At 62.8% G+C, this 17301-nt stretch carries 19 protein-coding genes; 6 read left to right on the top strand and 13 right to left on the bottom strand.

The window, feature by feature from the left end; translation table 11 throughout:
* Window positions 1-17: 17 nt before the first annotated feature.
* From AQZ49_RS06490 to AQZ49_RS06455, 8 genes are all read right to left on the bottom strand, one after another.
* Window positions 18-629, bottom strand: coding sequence for an HvfX family Cu-binding RiPP maturation protein (locus tag AQZ49_RS06490; RefSeq protein WP_067614105.1), 612 nt, complete (start codon window positions 627-629; stop codon window positions 18-20).
* An 11-nt stretch (window positions 630-640) separates the two neighbouring features.
* Window positions 641-1312 (bottom strand): HvfC/BufC family peptide modification chaperone, encoded by a 672-nt coding sequence (locus AQZ49_RS06485; RefSeq protein WP_067614103.1) that lies wholly within the window; start codon window positions 1310-1312, stop codon window positions 641-643.
* On the bottom strand, window positions 1296-2141 hold the full coding sequence (locus tag AQZ49_RS06480; RefSeq protein WP_067614101.1) for an MbnB/TglH/ChrH family RiPP precursor modification enzyme: 846 nt from the start codon (window positions 2139-2141) through the stop codon (window positions 1296-1298). Before AQZ49_RS06480 ends, AQZ49_RS06485 begins: the two co-directional genes overlap by 17 nt.
* Window positions 2129-2422: a hypothetical protein gene (locus tag AQZ49_RS06475; RefSeq protein WP_067614099.1), complete on the bottom strand. Its 294-nt coding sequence runs from the start codon at window positions 2420-2422 to the stop codon at window positions 2129-2131. The genes AQZ49_RS06480 and AQZ49_RS06475 overlap by 13 nt, the downstream gene beginning before the upstream one ends.
* Window positions 2423-2442: 20 nt before the next feature.
* The gene (locus AQZ49_RS06470) at window positions 2443-3378 is read right to left on the bottom strand and encodes an MBL fold metallo-hydrolase (protein WP_067614097.1); all 936 of its coding nucleotides are present in this window, start codon (window positions 3376-3378) and stop codon (window positions 2443-2445) included.
* Window positions 3379-3664: 286 nt separating this feature from the next.
* Window positions 3665-4060: a hypothetical protein gene (locus AQZ49_RS06465; RefSeq protein WP_156428168.1), complete on the bottom strand. Its 396-nt coding sequence runs from the start codon at window positions 4058-4060 to the stop codon at window positions 3665-3667.
* Window positions 4061-4216: 156 nt separating this feature from the next.
* Window positions 4217-4768 (bottom strand): cytochrome b, encoded by a 552-nt coding sequence (locus AQZ49_RS06460; protein WP_067614093.1) that lies wholly within the window; start codon window positions 4766-4768, stop codon window positions 4217-4219.
* A complete protein-coding gene (locus AQZ49_RS06455) occupies window positions 4765-5844 on the bottom strand; it encodes a catalase family peroxidase (RefSeq protein ID WP_067614091.1) in 1080 nt (359 codons plus the stop codon). Before AQZ49_RS06455 ends, AQZ49_RS06460 begins: the two co-directional genes overlap by 4 nt.
* 112 nt (window positions 5845-5956) lie before the next feature.
* Between AQZ49_RS06455 and AQZ49_RS06450 the strand changes: the two genes are divergently transcribed.
* Both AQZ49_RS06450 and AQZ49_RS06445 read left to right on the top strand, forming a co-directional pair.
* Entirely contained in the window at window positions 5957-6460 is a 504-nt protein-coding gene (locus AQZ49_RS06450) for a sigma-70 family RNA polymerase sigma factor (protein WP_231738953.1), read from the top strand.
* Complete coding sequence (locus tag AQZ49_RS06445; RefSeq protein ID WP_067614087.1) at window positions 6457-7239, top strand: anti-sigma factor family protein; 783 nt, start codon at window positions 6457-6459, stop codon at window positions 7237-7239. Before AQZ49_RS06450 ends, AQZ49_RS06445 begins: the two co-directional genes overlap by 4 nt.
* A 91-nt stretch (window positions 7240-7330) precedes the next feature.
* Here the strand turns inward: AQZ49_RS06445 and AQZ49_RS06440 are convergent, their stop codons facing one another.
* From AQZ49_RS06440 to AQZ49_RS06430, 3 genes are all read right to left on the bottom strand, one after another.
* Window positions 7331-8503, bottom strand: coding sequence for a TDT family transporter (locus AQZ49_RS06440; protein ID WP_067614085.1), 1173 nt, complete (start codon window positions 8501-8503; stop codon window positions 7331-7333).
* 117 nt (window positions 8504-8620) lie between these two features.
* The gene (locus AQZ49_RS06435) at window positions 8621-8830 is read right to left on the bottom strand and encodes a hypothetical protein (RefSeq protein WP_067614083.1); all 210 of its coding nucleotides are present in this window, start codon (window positions 8828-8830) and stop codon (window positions 8621-8623) included.
* 153 nt (window positions 8831-8983) lie between these two features.
* A complete protein-coding gene (locus tag AQZ49_RS06430; RefSeq protein ID WP_067614081.1) occupies window positions 8984-10090 on the bottom strand; it encodes a hypothetical protein in 1107 nt (368 codons plus the stop codon).
* A gap of 426 nt (window positions 10091-10516) precedes the next feature.
* On the opposite strand from AQZ49_RS06430, the gene AQZ49_RS06425 reads away from it, so the two are divergent.
* From AQZ49_RS06425 to AQZ49_RS06415, 3 genes are all read left to right on the top strand, one after another.
* Window positions 10517-11221 (top strand): CDP-alcohol phosphatidyltransferase family protein, encoded by a 705-nt coding sequence (locus AQZ49_RS06425; protein ID WP_156428167.1) that lies wholly within the window; start codon window positions 10517-10519, stop codon window positions 11219-11221.
* Between the two features lie 64 nt (window positions 11222-11285).
* Window positions 11286-12584, top strand: a complete 1299-nt coding sequence (locus AQZ49_RS06420; RefSeq protein WP_067614077.1) for a glycosyltransferase family 4 protein — start codon at window positions 11286-11288, stop codon at window positions 12582-12584.
* A 3-nt stretch (window positions 12585-12587) separates the two neighbouring features.
* Entirely contained in the window at window positions 12588-13925 is a 1338-nt protein-coding gene (locus tag AQZ49_RS06415; RefSeq protein ID WP_067614075.1) for a glycosyltransferase, read from the top strand.
* 9 nt (window positions 13926-13934) lie between these two features.
* Here AQZ49_RS06415 and AQZ49_RS06410 read toward each other — a convergent pair whose 3' ends face one another.
* Window positions 13935-14597 carry an ABC transporter ATP-binding protein gene (locus AQZ49_RS06410; RefSeq protein WP_067614072.1) on the bottom strand — a complete coding sequence of 221 codons (663 nt, stop codon included), beginning with the start codon at window positions 14595-14597 and terminating at the stop codon, window positions 13935-13937.
* A gap of 317 nt (window positions 14598-14914) precedes the next feature.
* Window positions 14915-16051, bottom strand: coding sequence for a polysaccharide biosynthesis/export family protein (locus tag AQZ49_RS06405; RefSeq protein WP_067614070.1), 1137 nt, complete (start codon window positions 16049-16051; stop codon window positions 14915-14917).
* A gap of 226 nt (window positions 16052-16277) precedes the next feature.
* On the opposite strand from AQZ49_RS06405, the gene AQZ49_RS06400 reads away from it, so the two are divergent.
* Window positions 16278-17282 (top strand): NADPH:quinone oxidoreductase family protein, encoded by a 1005-nt coding sequence (locus AQZ49_RS06400; RefSeq protein WP_231738950.1) that lies wholly within the window; start codon window positions 16278-16280, stop codon window positions 17280-17282.
* Window positions 17283-17301 lie beyond the last annotated feature (19 nt).

The following is a 17301-nucleotide window of genomic DNA, read 5'->3' as shown; positions in this document are numbered from 1 at the left end:
TTGGAGAGATCAGGATTTCACGCGTGATCGGCGGGCATCAGCCAGCCGATCTGGTGGGGGCGCCATTTGGCCAGCCAGTAATCGACACTGAGGTAACGCCCGCCGCCATAGAAGAACAGCGTCATCAGCATGATCAGATACGTGACCGTGAATTCGATCCCGTTGTTGAGGATGATCGGGTCGCCAAGCTGGGTGATGTAATTGAACCGGCCAGGAAAATTCTGCGCCAACCAATCCATGAAGGCCTGCATGCGCAGCGTTGATTCGGCGGTTTTCCCCGCGATCGCGGCCCAGCCGTGCGACCAGTGGACCGACAGCCCGGCGATCGTCATGGTGACCATCAGCGGGATCGAAACCAGCCGCGTGAACAGCCCGAGCGCCATGCAGATGCATCCTGCCGTTTCGGTTGCGGTGGCGAGCGTCGCCAGCAGCAAGGGAAACGGCATGCCAAGCCCGCCCTGGCTGACGGGCGCGGCAAACCACGCAACCGTTCCTGCAAAACCGGTGATCTTGGTATGTGCGCCTTCGTAGAATATCGGCAAGAGGTAGAGGCGGGTGGCCAGCAGCGGCAGGAAATCCAGCCGTTTGATCCGGGCAAACCCGCCATCGACAAGTTTGAACACGTTCATCGAAATCTCCTCTATTCGGGGGCGACCTGGCACAGCAGGCCGAACTCAAGGTTGGTCGCGACCCATTGCGCGACGTCGTCGGGTGACCATGATGCCGCGGCTTGTGCGGCCAGCGCGGTGGGGGTGATCGATGCTGCGGCCTTGATCAGCTCGATCAGATGGCAGTCCTGTTGCGACAGCACCTGGGTCAGCACCTCATGTGCGGCATTGCGATAGATCGCATGTGCGCGGCGCGTGGGCCGATCCCAATCTCCGCCGGTCGCATCGAAGGGCAGCACGACCAGCCGGGCGACCGGATTGATCGCAACGCCAAAGCGATCACCTGGCGATGGCGGGGTGATGCGGGCCGGATCGATTTCCGCCGCCAGCAGCGCCCACTCGTATTCGAGCACGCACAGCAAGGAGTTCGTCAAGGATAACCGCGCTTGCGCAAATTCGACAAATTCGGTCGCGACTTGATGGAACTGTGGCCGGATTGCCGGGTGTTCTGCAACAAACCGATCGACCATTTGCGCCAGATCCGCAGGCTCGATCCGCTCGCAGAAGCTGGGAAAGCTGCACTCCAGCACATCGCGCACGTTTTCGCGCAGCAATCGCCCATAGAGGCATTCGGGATCGTGGCGTGCCCGCACGCACAGTTGCGCAACTTCGCGAACCATCACCGGATCAGGCTGTTGCGTCATGGCATGACCCCATCTTTATGGCACGGTGGACCGTTGTGGCCTCGTCGACCAGCGCATCGAGCGTCGGTACGAAATTGTCGCGTTCGAGCAGCAGGGGCCGGGGGCCGTGTTGGGCCCAAACCGCCTGGCCCAACCGCACCACCTCGTCGGCCACGGGCGTGCCATGGGTGTCGAGGATCAGCCCGTCGTCACAGACGAGATGGCCTGCGATATGATAATAGGCGAACGCGTCCGACGGCAGGTTGCGCATGAATGCCAGCGGGTCTTCGCCGTGGTTGCGCCCGTTGACATAGGCGTTGTTGATGTCGAGCAGCAGCCCGCACCCCGACCGGTGTGCCACTTCGGCGATGAATTCGCCTTCGGCCATCTGATCGTCATAGCGATGATAATACGAGATGTTCTCGAGGATCAGGCGGCGGCCGATGATGGCTTGCACCTGACCGATCCGCGCGGCCAGATAGTCGATATTGGCGGCGCGACGTGGGCTCGGCAGCAAGTCATAAAGATAGCCGGTCGCATCGCGTGCCAGACACAGATGATCGCTGAACACATCGATTGCGTAATCGTCGAGAAACCGGCGCAAATCGCTGACGAAATCGATGTCGAGCGGTTCGGTATCGCCGATCGACAGGCTGAGCCCGTGGGCCACCAGCGGATAGCGATCGGCAATCCGGTCGAGCTGGTCGCGCTTGCGCCCGCCCATTGCCATCCAGTTCTCGGGTGCCAGTTCGAGAAAGTCTAGGGGCGCCGCGACCGGACCGTTGCACAAGGCATCGGCCAGTTCGGGGCGCAGCCCGATCCCCAGGCTGGTTTCGCCTAGCGGCCGCATACGCCCTCGGCCAGCCGGTCGCGCTCGGTGGCAACCACGTTGTACCCCTTGCCGGTCAGTCCGCATTTGCCATCGCGCGCGCGCACCAGTTGGCCATCGGGATTGTGCTGCAATCTGGTCTGCCCATAGATTTTCTCGGTGCCGCATTTGCCGCTGGCGCATTTGCCGCCGCCATGGCTGGCAGGTGCCGCAGCAGGGGCGGGCGTTGCCGCAGGGGCGGCATAGGCATCGGCGCAAAGCAGCGAGGTTGCTGCAATGCCCAGAACGATTTCACGTTTCATGATCCGGTCTCCTTGAAGTATCAGCGATTGAACAGGGGAAAGCAGGACAGATCGCGGCTGGCGAAAACCGGGCCGTGATAATAACGCTGGATGATCTGCACGTTTTTGTCCTTGTCGATCAGCGATCGGCCCATGAAGTGATCCAGCACCAGCATCTTCGGCTTTATTTCGGCCGCAAGCTTGCCCACCACGGTTGGCGTGGCATGAAGGAAGCGTGATTGCGCATCGGCATCGTCGTCGATCGCGGCGGGCATCATCAGAATGTCGGCGCCTGCGGCAAAGCCGACGAATGCCTTGCGGCTGCCATTCTGGTCGGCCGACAGCACGATCACGCCTTTTGGCGTTTCGATGCGAAAGGCCAGGGCCGGCACATCGCCATGCGGGATGCCGAACGCATAGACGGTTACGCCATCGCCCTGAAACACCAGCGTCCGCGTGGGTTTGTCGACCCTGACATCGGCCGGATGAACCGCCAGGCGCAAACCGTCGGTGGCATTGCCCAATCCCGAAAGATATTGGTACGCGCCTTGTCCGCGGCCAAATTCGCGCGCGAAAAAGGCTGTCATGCTGGGGAAATGTGCATTGCCGGTGGGGCCGGCCAGTGTGACGGCGTGACTTGAGCTCAGGAAATAGCCGCCTTTGAGAATTGCCGGCAGGTCGGCCACATGGTCGGTGTGAAAATGGGAGATGCCGATGAAATCGAGGTCTTCCAGCCGCGCGCCCGATTGGCCAAACCGCAAGTATGTGCCGCCTCCTGCATCGATCAGCAGACGCGCCTTGCCGTTGATCCACACGATCGCTCCCGACGAAGCGCGGGCATCGTCGGAAATCGGGCCGCCGGAGCCCAGCAATTGCAAGGCGATGCCGCTTTTGCTGCACGAAGTCTGGTCGGCAGCGGCCGGCGTTGCGAGGATCAGGCCAAGGACGAGCGGGACAAGGCGTGACAGTGTTTTCATGGGGAACTCCTGTTGGTGTGCTGCGCAGAGCGGCGGGGAACGGCCGAAATCAGACGCAGAGGTTTTCCAGCGAGTGACGTCCCGGGTGAGCCGCAACAGCGACAGGCTCCCCCGGCAGGAAGGCTGCATCACTCATCACGGGTTCTTTGGGGGTTTGTGCGGTTGCCGGGTTGTTCTGACTTTGCTCGCCTGGGACAATCGGCCCGCCGGTTTGATCAATCCAACGGATATTACAGATTGTTTCAATTCTGTGGGCCGATTGATTCCAGTTTCGATCCCAAGGTTGTCAGGACCCAATGGATTCCCGGGCGACGTCGAGCCCGAAGACCTTGCCTTGCTGGCTGTTCAGGCGAACGGTCCAGGCCACGTCGTGAAGATGATCTTCGATGCTTTCAAAGCTGTTGTACGTGCACTTGGTCTGGCCGTCGCTAGCTGCTTCGCCGCAATGCGCGCCCATGCGCCGAACAATGGTCCGAGCCGCAGAAATCGGAGTCCCCACAGGGATTTGAGCGTTCAGCGAAGCACGCATTGCCGGTACCCGGTCGCCCGCGTCATTGGTGTATTCGATATCGCTGAAGGTGGTGTGGCCGTTGACCACGATGTCGGCGGCCACTGCTGGCGAAAAGCCGATCGCGCTGGCGGCAATGGCGAGGGCGGGAAGGATTGCCTTAAAGTTGTTCATTTCTGCCTCCTTGGTTGGTGAGGCTATTGTGACGGTCCCGATCGTTCTCGTATAACGATTAAAAGATATTGTTTTAATCATAAATGCAGATTGAATGGTCGATGCGAAGTGCGCGTCAAGATCCTGGATGAGCTCCGGCGACGCGTCGGCTGTCTTTCAACCTCTCATCGACCTGTTGCCAAACCGCGCCATGGACTGGAACACGCTGTCGCGGCGGATCAGGGCATGGACCAGTGCCGCGCCCAGATGGCCCAGGATCAGCAGGAAAAAGGCATAACCGGCCAACCTGTGCAACCGGCGCAGCCATCCGAACATGCGCACATCGTGTGCTAGGATCGGTGGCAAGACCGTGCCCGGCCACAGCACCACGGGCGTTCCGGCGGCCGACAGCATTGCCCAGCCGATCAGCGGCATGGCCAGCATCAGCGTGTACAGTGCCAGGTGCATGGCGCTTGCCATGGCCCTTTGCAGCACGGGCAAATCGGCAGGCAGCGATGGTGGACGATGCGTCATCCGCACGCCCAGCCGCACCAGCGCGAGCGCCAGCACTGCGATGCCGATCGGGCGGTGCCACGCCAGCAAATCGGGATAGGCCCGGCTGGCAGTCGAAACCATGCCCGCGCCAATGAAAAGCATGGCCAGGATCATGATCGCCATGACCCAGTGCAGAATGCGCGCGTGCACCGCAAAGCGATCCGTCGAGTTCATTTCGCGGCTCCCTGGTGGGTCGAAACGGGGTCGGCGTGCGGCGCTTCCCTGGCGCGGCGTCGGAACGAGGCGGCATAGGCAGCCGAACGTCCGGCCAGCAACGGATCGTCGGATGCGGTGACGCCCCTGGGCAGGATCAGCGGATCGAACACGAAATCGCGGCAATGGCCCTCCTGTTCGGGCATGGCCGCGGTCAGGGTCAGCGTGCCGACATCGATGCGGCGGTGCCCCGCTCCCCATTCGACCGTGGCATTGTCAGTCGCATCGCCTGGATTGGCGAGTACGACGACCAGATGCCAGCGCACCGGGCCCTGCTTTGCCCGCGCCAAATATTCGTCGAACAGCGCATCGTGCGGCAGGCGGTCGAGCGTGGTCTTGTCGAGCGCGGCAAAGCGATCCTCTGGCTCGAATTGCCAGCGCACCGCGCGCGTTTCGCCCGCCGCATTGGTAAAGCGAAACGCGTTGATGCTGTGATAGGTGCCGTTGGCGAAACTCGACGGCAGTGGCGCCGACTTCATATAGGCGATGAACCGGCGCGCTTCGGGATGGCTGGCCAGAAACGCCGCCATGCGCGCGGGGTCGGGCTTTTTGGTAACCGGGTCGGGCGTGCCGGCAATTAGAAACGCCTGGAAGTCGGCGGGGGTCGACACCACAAAGATCGGCGTATGGTCGAGTGCCATGCGCCATTCCTCAACACCCGGCAAAACAAAGCGCAAGGCCATGGCGTGGAACACGGTTCGCCCGTCGGGCGCGCCGGGATTGCCGCCTGCCAGCGAGAACCGGCCGGATACCGGTGTTCTCGCGTTGGGCGCGAACAGCGTTGCGCGCGACAGCGCCGTGCCCGCGCCGTTGCTCGCAAATTCGCCCGCGATGCACAGCCCCTTGGCGTGGGCGCGCCTGATACCGGGGAAGATCTTGCCGGTGTTGGCCTGCAGCGCATCGGCGATCGAGGCGCCACTGACGCGTGCGGGCGACAGCCACCCGGCGACCCATGCAAAAAGCAGCGCGATCGTACCGACGATGGCGGCGATCAGCGCCAGACGCGGTAAGGGGTGGGCAACAGGATCTGGGGGCATGATGGACTCCGGCAACAGGATCGGGCAAGACGCACGGCACTGGTCGATTATTCCATGCCCACGGGAATAAAGTGGTCCCGCCCGGCGTCTGGGGGGGGCGATGCACGATGTGATGCCGATCCTCGAGCCCCTGATTCCCGGACTGCGGCGTTATGCCCGGGCGCTGGTGCGCAATGCGGCGCTGGCCGACGACCTGGTGCAGGACTGTCTCGAGCGCGCGATTGCCCGCTGGCACCAGCGGCGCTCAGGTTGCAGCACGCGGGCATGGCTCTATGCCATTTTGAACCACACCGCGATCGACGAGGCCCGGCGCGCAACCCGGCGCGGGCGGCATCTGTCGATTGATGATGCCATGCCAGCCGACCTTTCATCGCCCGCCACGCAAGAGCAATCCATGTTCGCGCACGATATCCTCGCCGCCGTCGATCTTTTGCCGCAAGACCAGCGCAGCGTGCTCCTGCTGGTCGGGGTGGAAGAGCTCAGTTATGCCGAAGCGGCCGAAGTGATTGGCGTGCCGATCGGCACGATCATGTCACGGTTGTCGCGCGCGCGTGACCGGCTTCGCGGCCTGCTCGACAACCAGGCCGCGCGTCCGGCGCTCAGGAGCGTACAATGACGGAGCGGCCCGTTACCGAGGCCGACTTGCAGGCCTATGTCGATGACCGGCTTGCGCCACCGGATCAGTGCCGGGTCGAGGCTTATCTGGCCGAACATCCCGAGGCGCAGCAGCGCATCGATGCCCTGATAGTGCAGCGCCATGCGTTGCGCGCCGCGCTGGCGCCGATTGCGGACGAGCCCGTCCCGAGCCGGCTCGATATCCGGCATTTTGCCTCGCGGCGGCGCCCGGCCGTGCAAAGGCCGACCTGGCAGGCGCTGGCCGCCTCGGTCGCGTTGCTCGCAATCGGCGCGATGGCGGGTTGGCAGATCCGCGACCATGCCGGGGGTCGGGCCAACGGCATCGGCGCCCTCGCGCAGGAAGCGGCCGACAGTTACGCCGTCTATGCCAGTGATCGGCAACACCCGGTTGAAATTGCCGAGCCGGCCGTGTTGAGCCAGTGGATCAGCCGCCGGATCCATCGCCTGGTTGGCGTGCCCTCGCTCGATGCGGTGGGGTTCCGCCTGCTTGGCGGGCGCGTCGTGGCCACGCCGCACGGCCCGGCCGGATTCTATGTGTACGAAGGCGCGCAAGGGATGCGGCTTGGCGTGCTCGTGCGCCCGATGACGATCGACAAGACCGCGAAGATGGCCGAGCACGATTTCGGCGGGGTCAGCGGGTTTGCCTGGGCCGACCGGGGGCTGGGCTACAGCGTGATCGGCACCGCATCGGCATCGGCGATCCATCCACTGGCAGGCCGGATCAGGCAGCAATCAACTGCAATGTCGACGATCGGCTGAACGCGAATTCGTGCTGACGCGCCGGGCGATAAAATGCCTCCGCCGTTGGACCAAGGCCATCTGGCGGAGGCGTCGAGCGGTTGCGCGTGTTTCAAACGACGTCTGCCTCGAACCGCACTGGGCCGTGGGCATTGATCAGGCAGGGGGCAACGAAAAGGGCCCTGGTGCATGCGCCATGGACAGTCCGCGCGGTAACGATGATCCAGAATGTTGTCAGGCAGATCGTCATCAGTCCGGCCAGGTCGGCAAACAGCGTCAGTCCGGTTGCGCGATAGAGCGCTGCAGTTGCCAGGGTATAGACCGCCAGCGGGAACGTGAAACCCCACCAGCCCAGATTGAACGGCAGGCCTTCGCGCAGATACCGCAACGTTTTCAACACGGCGAGAGCCAGCCACCACACGCCATAGCCCCACAGCATCAGGCCGCCGATCACGCCCAGACCAAGCGCCACCTCGCCGATCGTGGCACGGCCATTGGCAGCGAAGATGGCGGGTGCATCACTGCCGAGCACGAGCAGCCCCAACGCACCGGTGCCGATCGGGCCGAGCGCCAGCCAGGCGGACACGCCCATGTCGCGCGCGGGAAGCTTGTGGAGCGCGAGCCGCAGGAACAGCAGCACCAGCACGCTCATCGCCAGCGGCACCGAACAGGCCCACAGCACATAGCCGAGCACGAGCACGAGCAGCCCTTCGGACGCGGCCAGATGCGGTGCGAGCAGACCGGCGCTGGCGGCCGCCACTTCGCTGGCCACGATCGGCAAGAGCCACACCGCCGTCAGCTTATCCAGACTGTGTTCCTGCCGGGTGATCATGAAATAGGGAATCGCAATACCGCACAGCAGCGACAGACCTGCATCGAGCCACCACAGCGCGTGCGCAACCGCGATCGCCTGTTCGCCGATCAACGCCGGGCCAAACACCACAAACCCGTTGACGATTGTCGCCAGCCCCATCGGGATCGTGCCGAAAAACATCGACATGACCGGGTGATCGAAGATCCGTCGCGCTTCGTCGAAGTGGAAAATCCAGCGGGCTGCGTAAAGCAACGCAAACGTGACAAAGAGCCCGATGTTCACCAGCCAGACGGCGACCGCCACGGTGTGGAGGCCGATGACGGGCAGCGGAAACTGGTTGAGCACAAGCGCAAGCGCGCCCGTACCCATCGTGGCGGCGAACCAGTTTGGCGTAAAATTGCGAACGACTTCGGTCAAAGGCATCACGGTGAAGGCGTTTTCGGGTTCGAATTGGCGGTGAAAATGAGCCATGTGGCCCTCCTCGGTTCCAGCGTCCTTGCTTGTGCAACGGGACTAGACCGTTTCATTCAATCCATCTAACTGATGTTTTTGATATTTATAATCTCCATTTAAGATTGAATGGAGTCTTCAAGCGTGTACCACCGATGGTGCCCTGCGGGGTAGCATTTGGCGATCAAGCGCGGCGTAGATCGTGCTGGCGATGGGAATGCGGACATTGCAGGCCATGCGGTGCACCTGCGGTTCACGGATATTGCGCGCACCCCAGTGCGGTCTGACGCGCTTGGCGGTGACCGCCAGCTTCTCGATCTGCTCGGCCAACTGGTTGACATAACGCACTGGTCGACGCGACCGATGGCTCAGTGCAACAGGGCCATCCTGCCGATAATGGTCAAATATCTTGCATCCCGAACTTCCCGTCACCTATGTCTCAGGTCACTCACTATCGATGCCGCCGGCGTCATGACGCCGGCGCGCACGGACTTTCAAGCGTCAAATGCGCAGTGGCTGGCCGACCCTGCGCGCGATCAGGGCAAAGCGGGCCAGTCCGGCATCGTCGAGGGCCAGATCTTCGGTTGCAGAAAACGCCAATGGCGCGACCGAAAAGCCTTTGTCGATCAGCAGCAGCGCCCATTTGCCGATTTCGTTCTGCGTGATGTGGTGGTCCCCCTCGGCATGGGCCGGGGCCAGTCGCGGGTCATTGGGCCGAAAGCGGCAAGTGACGACGCCGATGCCGCCAATCTTCAGTCGCGCGAACCATGCGTCGATCAGGCCCCAGCGATGTGCGCTGTCGCCGTCTGAGGGCAAGCCTTCGGGCCAGACCAGAAAGTCCGCGAAGACCGTGGGGGGGGGTGGTGCCTCCGGCGCGTAGTCGCGCATCGAAAATCCCTGCTCGCCAAGCATCAGCCGCAGATGATCGGAGCCATGCCCGATCAGCAGGCCTTCAAGCGCCCAAACGGTTACGCCGTTGATGCGCAGGGCATTCAGGCACATCGCTTCAGCCCAGTCGTCCAGTGCGTTGGTTGAGCGTTGGTCTGATTTTATTTCAGCGAGTTGGGCGATGGTGCAGTCTTGGGAAACCGGGGCGGCCAGATGATGTGACACGACATGGATAAGGACATTGTTCGAATGCGCGCCTTGCCTCGCCTGTGACAACGTCATGACCGACTGCGGCGCCTCAGGGGGCGTATCTTGTGAAACGTCTTCCGCCAGAAACACCTTCAGTCCGTCGGCCGTGATGTCGGTGTCCTTGGTGGAATAGCCGTAGAGCGCATATTTTACGCCGGGCAGGGCATAAAAGCGCAAACTGACCGCAAGATCGCGTGGGCCGGTGCTTGCCACATCCAACTGGGCGCCGGTAACCAGGCTGACTGTATCGGCTGCGCCCCATCCGGAGGCATGGATACGCAAAGCCAGCTCGCCGCGCGTTGCGCGAACCTGCTGCAACTGCAGATCATATTGTGCAAGACCTGGTCTGATCGCAATATAATTGGTGTGGAAACAATAATTTGGGTCGGGTGATGGTTCGTCACCCCCCAGGTCCTCGATCGCACTCCTGTGGCCGGGATAGTACGAAAATGGATCCAATTCTTGCATCATTCGAATCCTGTGCCCACTGGCGCGACCGGAAAAGGCTTATATGCATTGAGCCTAGCACCAGCGAAGAATAGCAGCGCGCAGTTTCAACCGGAAAGCCAAAATGCAACAATCTTCGCACTTCCATTCAAATTTGGTACCAGGTTTTGGCAGAAAAAATCAGGTGTTCAGCGCAAGGTGCTCGCTCAATGGCGCCCGACCGTGACAGGCCATAGTCTGTACCCAGGGGTGCCAGATGGTTTCGTCGCACCGTCAAAACGGCCTGACCCATTCGCGTTGCCACTCGCGCGCGGATGATGATGGCGTGTGGATCGATTGTGGGAGCGGTCCCAATGAAATCGTGGCGCGTTTGGGAACCCTGGACTACCCTTAGGGGCAAGCGCGGGTGAAATTTCCACAGGCGTCGGTAAGACGACTCTCGGGTGGAGGGTGCGCCATAAGATTTTGCTGTTACAAGGAAAAATGGTGCAACGGTATCACGATTCGCTGACAGGAAGGGCAGAACGTGTTATCCTGCGCCTTCTTTGTGCGCGCATTCCGTCGTGGATTACCTCAAACCATCTGACTGCGCTCGGCCTGTTTGGAGCCGTTCTTATCTGTCTGGGATACTGGCTCGCCGGTTTCCGGATGGCGTTTTACGCGCTGGCACTGTTCGGAATGCTTCTGAATTGGCTAGGCGACAGTCTCGACGGGTCGCTGGCGCGCTATCGCGGGGCTGAACGTCCGCAATTCGGCTTTTTCCTGGATCACTCGGTTGATGGGTTTGCCATGGCGCTGGTCGCGGGTGGAGTAGGACTTTCGCCGATGGCGCATTTCTGGTGTGCCTTGCTGGCGCTGGCAAGCTACTACATCGTGGTCATTCTATCGTTGACGACCTGCCTTGCCACCGGCGTGTTCAAGGTCAGTTTCGGCGGGATCGGGCCGACCGAGGTCCGACTGGGGATCATTGGTTGTACGTTGTGCGCGATCGTGCTGCCGGTGTTCCGGTTCAACATCGCTGGACTGTCGTTGACCGTCTATGATGTTATTCTGGTTTTGCTGTCTGCGGGCCTGGTGATTACCGCGATCATCCATACGATGGATACCGCCCGGCAGCTTGCCCTTATCGACCCGCCGCGCCATCCCAGGCGTTGAACTGGCGGGCCATCGAATTTACAGGTGATAGCCCCTGTGCGCCATCCGGAGTGAAAGAGTGCGAATGCGGATCGGCGTCGACGGTTACAATCTGGCCATCCCGAACGGAACGGGTGTCGCGACGTATGGCGCATCGCTCGCGCACGCCATGCGAGACGCAGGCAACGATATGGTCGGCGTGTTCGGGATCGATCCAGGCCCGCGCGCCGACATGCGCGAGACATTGTTTTTCGAACAGTTCGGTCGCGGGCACAACCGGGGCAATGTGGTACGCCGGGCCGCCGCATCGGTGATTGCCCACCACACGGCGCGCCCGCTGATCCCGGTGCCGCTGACCGAGTATGTGGACAAGCGGGGTTTCGGCACGCGCTGGCCCGATTTTGCTGAATTGTGGACCAGTCCCCTGCTGTTCGAGGCGGCGTGGGGCCGCTTTCAGGTCATGCGCCGGTTTACCACGGTCAAGATGCCCAACCCGCCCGAAGTGATGCACTGGACCTATCCGGTGCCGGTGCGCATGGCCGGCAGCCGCAATGTCTATACCATGCACGATCTGGTCCCGCTGAAGCTGCCGCACACCACGCTCGACAACAAGGGCTATTACCACCGGTTGATCCGGCAATTGGTGGCCGGGGCCGATCAGATCGCCACCGTATCCGAAGCGAGCCGCAACGATATCCTGGCGATGTTCGGGGCCGACCCGGACAAAGTGACCAATTGCTACCAGGCCAGCCCGTTGCCCGCTTCGGTCATCGAGGCGAGCGAGGCCGACGACCATGCCATGATCGAGAGCGTGTTCGGACTGCCGCCGCGCGGATTCTATCTGTTTTTTGGCGCGAGCGATCCGAAGAAAAATATCGGCCGGATCGTCGATGCCTATCTCGCATCGCAAAGCCAGCGCCCGCTGGTGGTGGTTTCGTCGCGCGACTGGGGTATGAGCGAGGCCGGCGGCGGGCTGGGCAAGGATGGCATGGTCTATGGCCGCAAGGTCGACCGGCCGATCGTGCAGTTGCAGTATCTGCCCCGCGAAACACTGTTCCGGTTGATCCGGTCGGCCCGCGCAGTGCTGTTTCCCTCGTTGTACGAAGGGTTTGGCCTGCCCGCGCTGGAGGCGATCCAGCTTGGCACGCCGGTGATCAGTTCGAACACCAGTTCGTTGCCCGAAGTGGTGGGCGAGGGGGGGCTGCTGGTCGATCCCTATGACACGGCGGCGATCACCAGGGCCGTGCAGCAGATCGATCAGGACGATGCGCTGGTGGCCCGCCTGTCTGCGGCGGGGCTGGTTCAGGCGCGCAAGTTCACCAGCGATCTGTTCGCCCAACGTCTGGCGGCCATGTATGCCGGACTGCCGGCGCGCGGGGCCTGAACGATGGAGCGGGTGATCGCGTTTGATCTGGCGCGGCTGTTTCTGGCGCCACTGTTTCTGGCGCCGCGTGGAATTGATCGGGTCGACATGGCGCTGGCCGGGCATATCTTCGCCGATGAATCGAGCCCGCATCTGGGCATCCTGCCCACGTTCTGGGGCTTGCGCGCCTATCGCGCGCCAGAGGTCGTGCGCATGTTGCGCCACGTGCAACAGGTCTGGGCGGAATCCACGCCGGGCGAAAGCGATACGGCCAATGCCGCGCGGTTTCGCCGTATTGTCGAAGAAATCCGGGCGCCCGGCGCGCTGCCCGATCGTCCGATTCCCCCGCCCCGTCATCTGACACTTGGGCGCAAGGTGGCGCGGATGATCCGCGAATTGCATGCGACCGGCATGCCGTTGGGCAAGGCCGTGCGCGACCATGTGCCGCAAGGGTCGGTCTATCTCAATGTCGGGCAGCTCGGCCTTGCCGTGCCGATGTTTTTCCGCTGGCTGGAAGACCGGCCCGACATCACTTGCGCGATGATGCTGCACGATGTCATCCCGCTGGAATATCCCGATCTCGTGCGCCCCGGGCAAGTGGAGCACCACACGCAGATGGTTCGCACTGCCGCGCGCCATGCCGATTGCATGATCTTTACCACCGCCTATGCGCGCGACACCGTGAACACCTGGCTGGCCCAGCATGACCGGCCACACTTGCCCGGCCTGGTCCGCGCGTTGCCACTGTCGGCGGCCTTTGCCGCCACCGCGCAGAGCCTACCCGAACTGACTGGAACGCGCTATTTCGTCGTCGTGTCGACGGTCGAGCCGCGCAAGAATCACGACTTGCTGCTGCGCGTCTGGGGGCGCCTGATCGACCGGCTGGGCAAGGATGCGCCCCACCTGGTGATTGTCGGTTCACGCGGGTTCGATGCCGACCGAATCCTGACCGTGCTGGACGAACGGCCACAATTGCGCGCGCATGTGCATGAAGTGGCGGGACTGTCGAGCGATGCACTGGCCTCGCTGATGCTGGGGGCGACCGCGCTGCTCAGCCCGACCTGGGTCGAAGGATTCGGCCTGCCGGTGTTCGAGGCCAACGTGCTGGGCACGCCGACCATCGCATCGAACATCGCCGCGCATCGCGAAATCGCGCGGGCCGATACCACGCTGCTGGCCTGCGATGATGACGATGGCTGGGAACGCGCGATCTGCGCCGCGCCCACCGCCCGGCCCCGCCCGCGTCCGGCGATCCCGCACGCGGTGACCGAGGCGGCCTATTGCCGCGATCTGCTCGATTTCATCATCGATCGGGCCGCCGCCAAGTCGGCCCGGCACAACGCGGTGCTGATGCCGGGGTAACCGGATGGGTCAGGACGATTGCATCTGCAGGGCGTGGTGCAGGTTGCAGGCCTCTGCCACAGTGTCGCAAAAGATCAGTGCGCCGCTGTAGAGCACGGCCCCGCGCGTGCAGTACATTTCGAGCATATAGGGATCGTGGGAGGTCATGATCAGCGTGCCGTTGTCACGCCGCGCCAGCAATTCCTGTTCGCATCGTTTGCGGAACCGTACGTCGCCGGCTGCGGCAACTTCATCGACCAGATAGCAATCGAACGAAATCGCCAGCGAAATCCCGAACGCCAGCCGCGACACCATCCCCGACGAGTAGGTGCTGACTGCCTGCCCCATATAGACGCCCAGTTGCGCAAAATCCTCGACATAGTCGAGCACCGCCTGTTCGTCCTGCTCATAGATTCGCGCGATGAACCGTGCATTGTCGGCGCCGGTCATCGATGCCTGGAAGCAACTGGCGAATCCGATCGGCCAGGATGTCTTCATCGTTCGCCGGATATGTCCCGTAGAAGGATGTTCGACCCCTGACATCATCCGCAGCAAGGTCGATTTGCCCGCGCCGTTGGCCCCGCAGATGGCCACGCTCTCACCCCGATCGATGCGGAATGACAGGCCCTTGAAGACGCTGCGGTGCAGACCGCGCGTGTGATAAACTTTTGAAACATTTTCAAATTCAATCATGATCTGGCGATTCTGTCCCTCGTCCTTGGCAGGTGGACTGCATGACTGTCGAGCCAACGATTAGGTGACCCAGCTCTCCTTGCCAAGTGCCTGATCCACGCAACCTTAAACGTATCGAGCACTGTCCGGTCATGGTCGCAGGGCGAGCTGCCGACAATGCAACAGCTATGGTGTCCTCTATGGCGAGAAGTCGATTTTTCATATGTCGCCCGGACAAGGGTCTTCCCGCGATCGATGAAAAACGGTGCGAGGGCAGTTCTCCTGTTACAAGGTCGGATAACCGATATGGCAACAGAATGGTGTACTTTCGGCGTGGCCTATTGGGTGACCGCGCGTACCGCGACGGCGGGGCTGAACAACTGGCTGACCAGGCCGAGGGCCTTTTGGATCGCGTTGGTCGACGAGTTGGCGAACAGGACTACGTCCTTGTCGCGCATCGGGAACAACTGCGCGATGAAATACGTATCGGGCCGCAGCATGTTCAGCTCGTAGATGATCGCGCGCGGTTTGCCGTCGGCGGTCTGTTCCAGGCGGAACACATAGACGCCGCGCGGGTTGGCGCGGCTGTCGGCGGGGCCTGCTGCGCGGGCGAGGGCTTCGGCCAGGTTGACCGTGCGCGCTTCGAACGGCACCTGGCTGACCCGGTCGGTGGCGCCGAACACGGTGTAGCTGGGGCGTATGCGTTCGAGTGTGAGGCGATCGCCAGGCAACAGCGTGACGTTGGCGGGATCGCCCGCGCCGATCTGGTTGAGCGGTACTGATACTGTATTGGGGCCGCGAGTCAGGGTCACTTGCAGTTCGTTGACATCGAGCGGGCTGCCGCCCGCAACGGCCAGGGCATCAAGCAGGCGTTCATGCGCGGCGGTCAGGCGCAGGCGGCCGGCATGATTGACTGCGCCGCCGATATAGACGGCATTCTTGAGCGAATCCGTGATGTTGACCACCACGTCGGGGCTTTCCGAAAACTTGCGCAGGCGTTGCTTGATCGTTTCGCTCAGCGTTTCGGGATAAGTTCCGGCGGCCTGGACGGCACCGACATAAGGCAAGTCGATATTGCCGTCTTCGCGCACCGGCAGCAACAGCGTCTGGGTTCCGGCCGTCGGCGCGCGAGTGCCATCGACGGCGGCGGCCGAGGGCGTGTTGCCGCCAAACAGGCTGACCCCGATTTCGAACATCGTAACGGTCAGCGTGTCGCCGCGGCGGATCAGATCGGCGCGTTCGGGTTGCGGCCCGGTCGCCAGCGCGGCCAGTTGCATCAGCCCGGGGTTTTGCGGGGCGGCAAGATGGCTGACCACATCGGCGTCGATGCGGACCAGTGAATAGGGGATCGGTGCCTGTGCTGCGGTTTGGACCGCCTTGTGGATCTGGCCCACGGTCGGAGCATTCGAGGGCAGAGTGGCGCAGCCGGACAGCGCGAGGGCCAGCAGACTGATCCCGAACGCTTTTCCCCCCATGGTGTCCGAAACGGGCCTGATCAGTCGGGACGGTGCGTGCGATCGAAGATAAATCATGGACATGGCCCGCCTGATGCCAATGCTGCGCCGCAAGAGCAAGGCCAATTCCCTCCATTTTCTGGATGGTTCCATGGTGGCGTTGTGCTTTGCCCGCGCGCAGGTCGCGCTTGCGCCGCTTTGTGGCACAGGCCACGATGGGCCGACCCGAGTGCATGAAAGGCATTCCATGACCAGCGTGCCCCAAATGATGCGTGCCTTGCGCGTGAACCGGTTGGCCGACGAATTTGCCGGCTGCGCGGTGGAAACGATCGCCGTGCCGCAGCCGGGGCCGGGCGAAGTGTTGGTGCGGGTGCGCGCGTCGGGCCTGGGTTTTCCCGACCTGCTGATGACGCGTGGTGCCTATCAGGCCAAGCCGCCGCTGCCGTTTACGCCGGGTGGCGATATGGCGGGCGAGGTGGTGCAAGTCGGCGACGGGGTGGATCGCTTTGCGCTGGGCGATGCCGTGGTGGCGGGCGCGGCGCTGGGCGGATTTGCGCAATTTGCCGTCTATCCGGTCGCGGCCCTGCGGCCAAAGCCTGCACGGATGAGCTTTGCGCAAGCCGCCTCGTTTGGATCGGCCTATCTGACTGCCTGGGTGGCGCTGGTGCGGCGGGCGCGGCTGGAACCCGGCGAATGGGTGCTGGTGCACGGCGCGGCGGGCGGGGTGGGGCTGGCCGCGGTCGATCTGGCGCGGGCGCTGGGCGCGCGGGTGATCGCGGCGGGGGCTTCGCCGGAGAAACTGGCGCTGGTGGAGCGCGACTACGGCCCCGATGCTGTGGTGCTGTCGGCGCCGGGCTTTCGCGAAGAGGTAAAGGCGATCACCGGCGGGGGTGCAGATGTGATCTATGATCCCGTAGGCGGCGATGTGTTTGATGAAAGCACGCGCTGCATCGCATTCGACGGGCGGCTGCTGGTGATCGGTTTCACCTCGGGTCGGATCGCCACGGTTGCGACCAATATCGCGCTGATCAAGGGGTTTTCGGTGATCGGCGTGCGCGCAGGGGAATATGGCCGACGCTTTCCCGATCGCGGGCGCGACAATCTGGCGGCGATCTGGGCTATGGCCGAGGCCGGGCGATTGACCCCGCGTGTCCACGCGCAAGTGCCGCTCGATCGGTGGCGCGACGCCTTTGCGATGATGGCTGCGCGCGAGGTGGTCGGGCGCGTGGTGATCGCGCCGAATGCGGACTGATCGGCTGATGCGCGGGGGT

The organism is Novosphingobium sp. FSW06-99, from assembly GCF_001519065.1.
Taxonomy (GTDB): Bacteria; Pseudomonadota; Alphaproteobacteria; order Sphingomonadales; family Sphingomonadaceae; genus Novosphingobium.
The sequence above is the reverse complement of the archived record's forward strand: the minus strand, read 5'-3'. Positions and strand labels throughout refer to the sequence as shown.

Coding starts and splice junctions, on each gene's coding strand:
- AQZ49_RS06490 (WP_067614105.1), bottom strand. CDS start 629: ATGAACGTGTTCAAACTTGTCGATGGCGGGTTTGCCCGGATCAAACGG.
- AQZ49_RS06485 (WP_067614103.1), bottom strand. CDS start 1,312: ATGACGCAACAGCCTGATCCGGTGATGGTTCGCGAAGTTGCGCAACTG.
- AQZ49_RS06480 (WP_067614101.1), bottom strand. CDS start 2,141: ATGCGGCCGCTAGGCGAAACCAGCCTGGGGATCGGGCTGCGCCCCGAA.
- AQZ49_RS06475 (WP_067614099.1), bottom strand. CDS start 2,422: ATGAAACGTGAAATCGTTCTGGGCATTGCAGCAACCTCGCTGCTTTGC.
- AQZ49_RS06470 (WP_067614097.1), bottom strand. CDS start 3,378: ATGAAAACACTGTCACGCCTTGTCCCGCTCGTCCTTGGCCTGATCCTC.
- AQZ49_RS06465 (WP_156428168.1), bottom strand. CDS start 4,060: ATGAACAACTTTAAGGCAATCCTTCCCGCCCTCGCCATTGCCGCCAGC.
- AQZ49_RS06460 (WP_067614093.1), bottom strand. CDS start 4,768: ATGAACTCGACGGATCGCTTTGCGGTGCACGCGCGCATTCTGCACTGG.
- AQZ49_RS06455 (WP_067614091.1), bottom strand. CDS start 5,844: ATGCCCCCAGATCCTGTTGCCCACCCCTTACCGCGTCTGGCGCTGATC.
- AQZ49_RS06450 (WP_231738953.1), top strand. CDS start 5,957: ATGCCGATCCTCGAGCCCCTGATTCCCGGACTGCGGCGTTATGCCCGG.
- AQZ49_RS06445 (WP_067614087.1), top strand. CDS start 6,457: ATGACGGAGCGGCCCGTTACCGAGGCCGACTTGCAGGCCTATGTCGAT.
- AQZ49_RS06440 (WP_067614085.1), bottom strand. CDS start 8,503: ATGGCTCATTTTCACCGCCAATTCGAACCCGAAAACGCCTTCACCGTG.
- AQZ49_RS06430 (WP_067614081.1), bottom strand. CDS start 10,090: ATGATGCAAGAATTGGATCCATTTTCGTACTATCCCGGCCACAGGAGT.
- AQZ49_RS06420 (WP_067614077.1), top strand. CDS start 11,286: ATGCGGATCGGCGTCGACGGTTACAATCTGGCCATCCCGAACGGAACG.
- AQZ49_RS06415 (WP_067614075.1), top strand. CDS start 12,588: ATGGAGCGGGTGATCGCGTTTGATCTGGCGCGGCTGTTTCTGGCGCCA.
- AQZ49_RS06410 (WP_067614072.1), bottom strand. CDS start 14,597: ATGATTGAATTTGAAAATGTTTCAAAAGTTTATCACACGCGCGGTCTG.
- AQZ49_RS06405 (WP_067614070.1), bottom strand. CDS start 16,051: ATGGGGGGAAAAGCGTTCGGGATCAGTCTGCTGGCCCTCGCGCTGTCC.
- AQZ49_RS06400 (WP_231738950.1), top strand. CDS start 16,278: ATGACCAGCGTGCCCCAAATGATGCGTGCCTTGCGCGTGAACCGGTTG.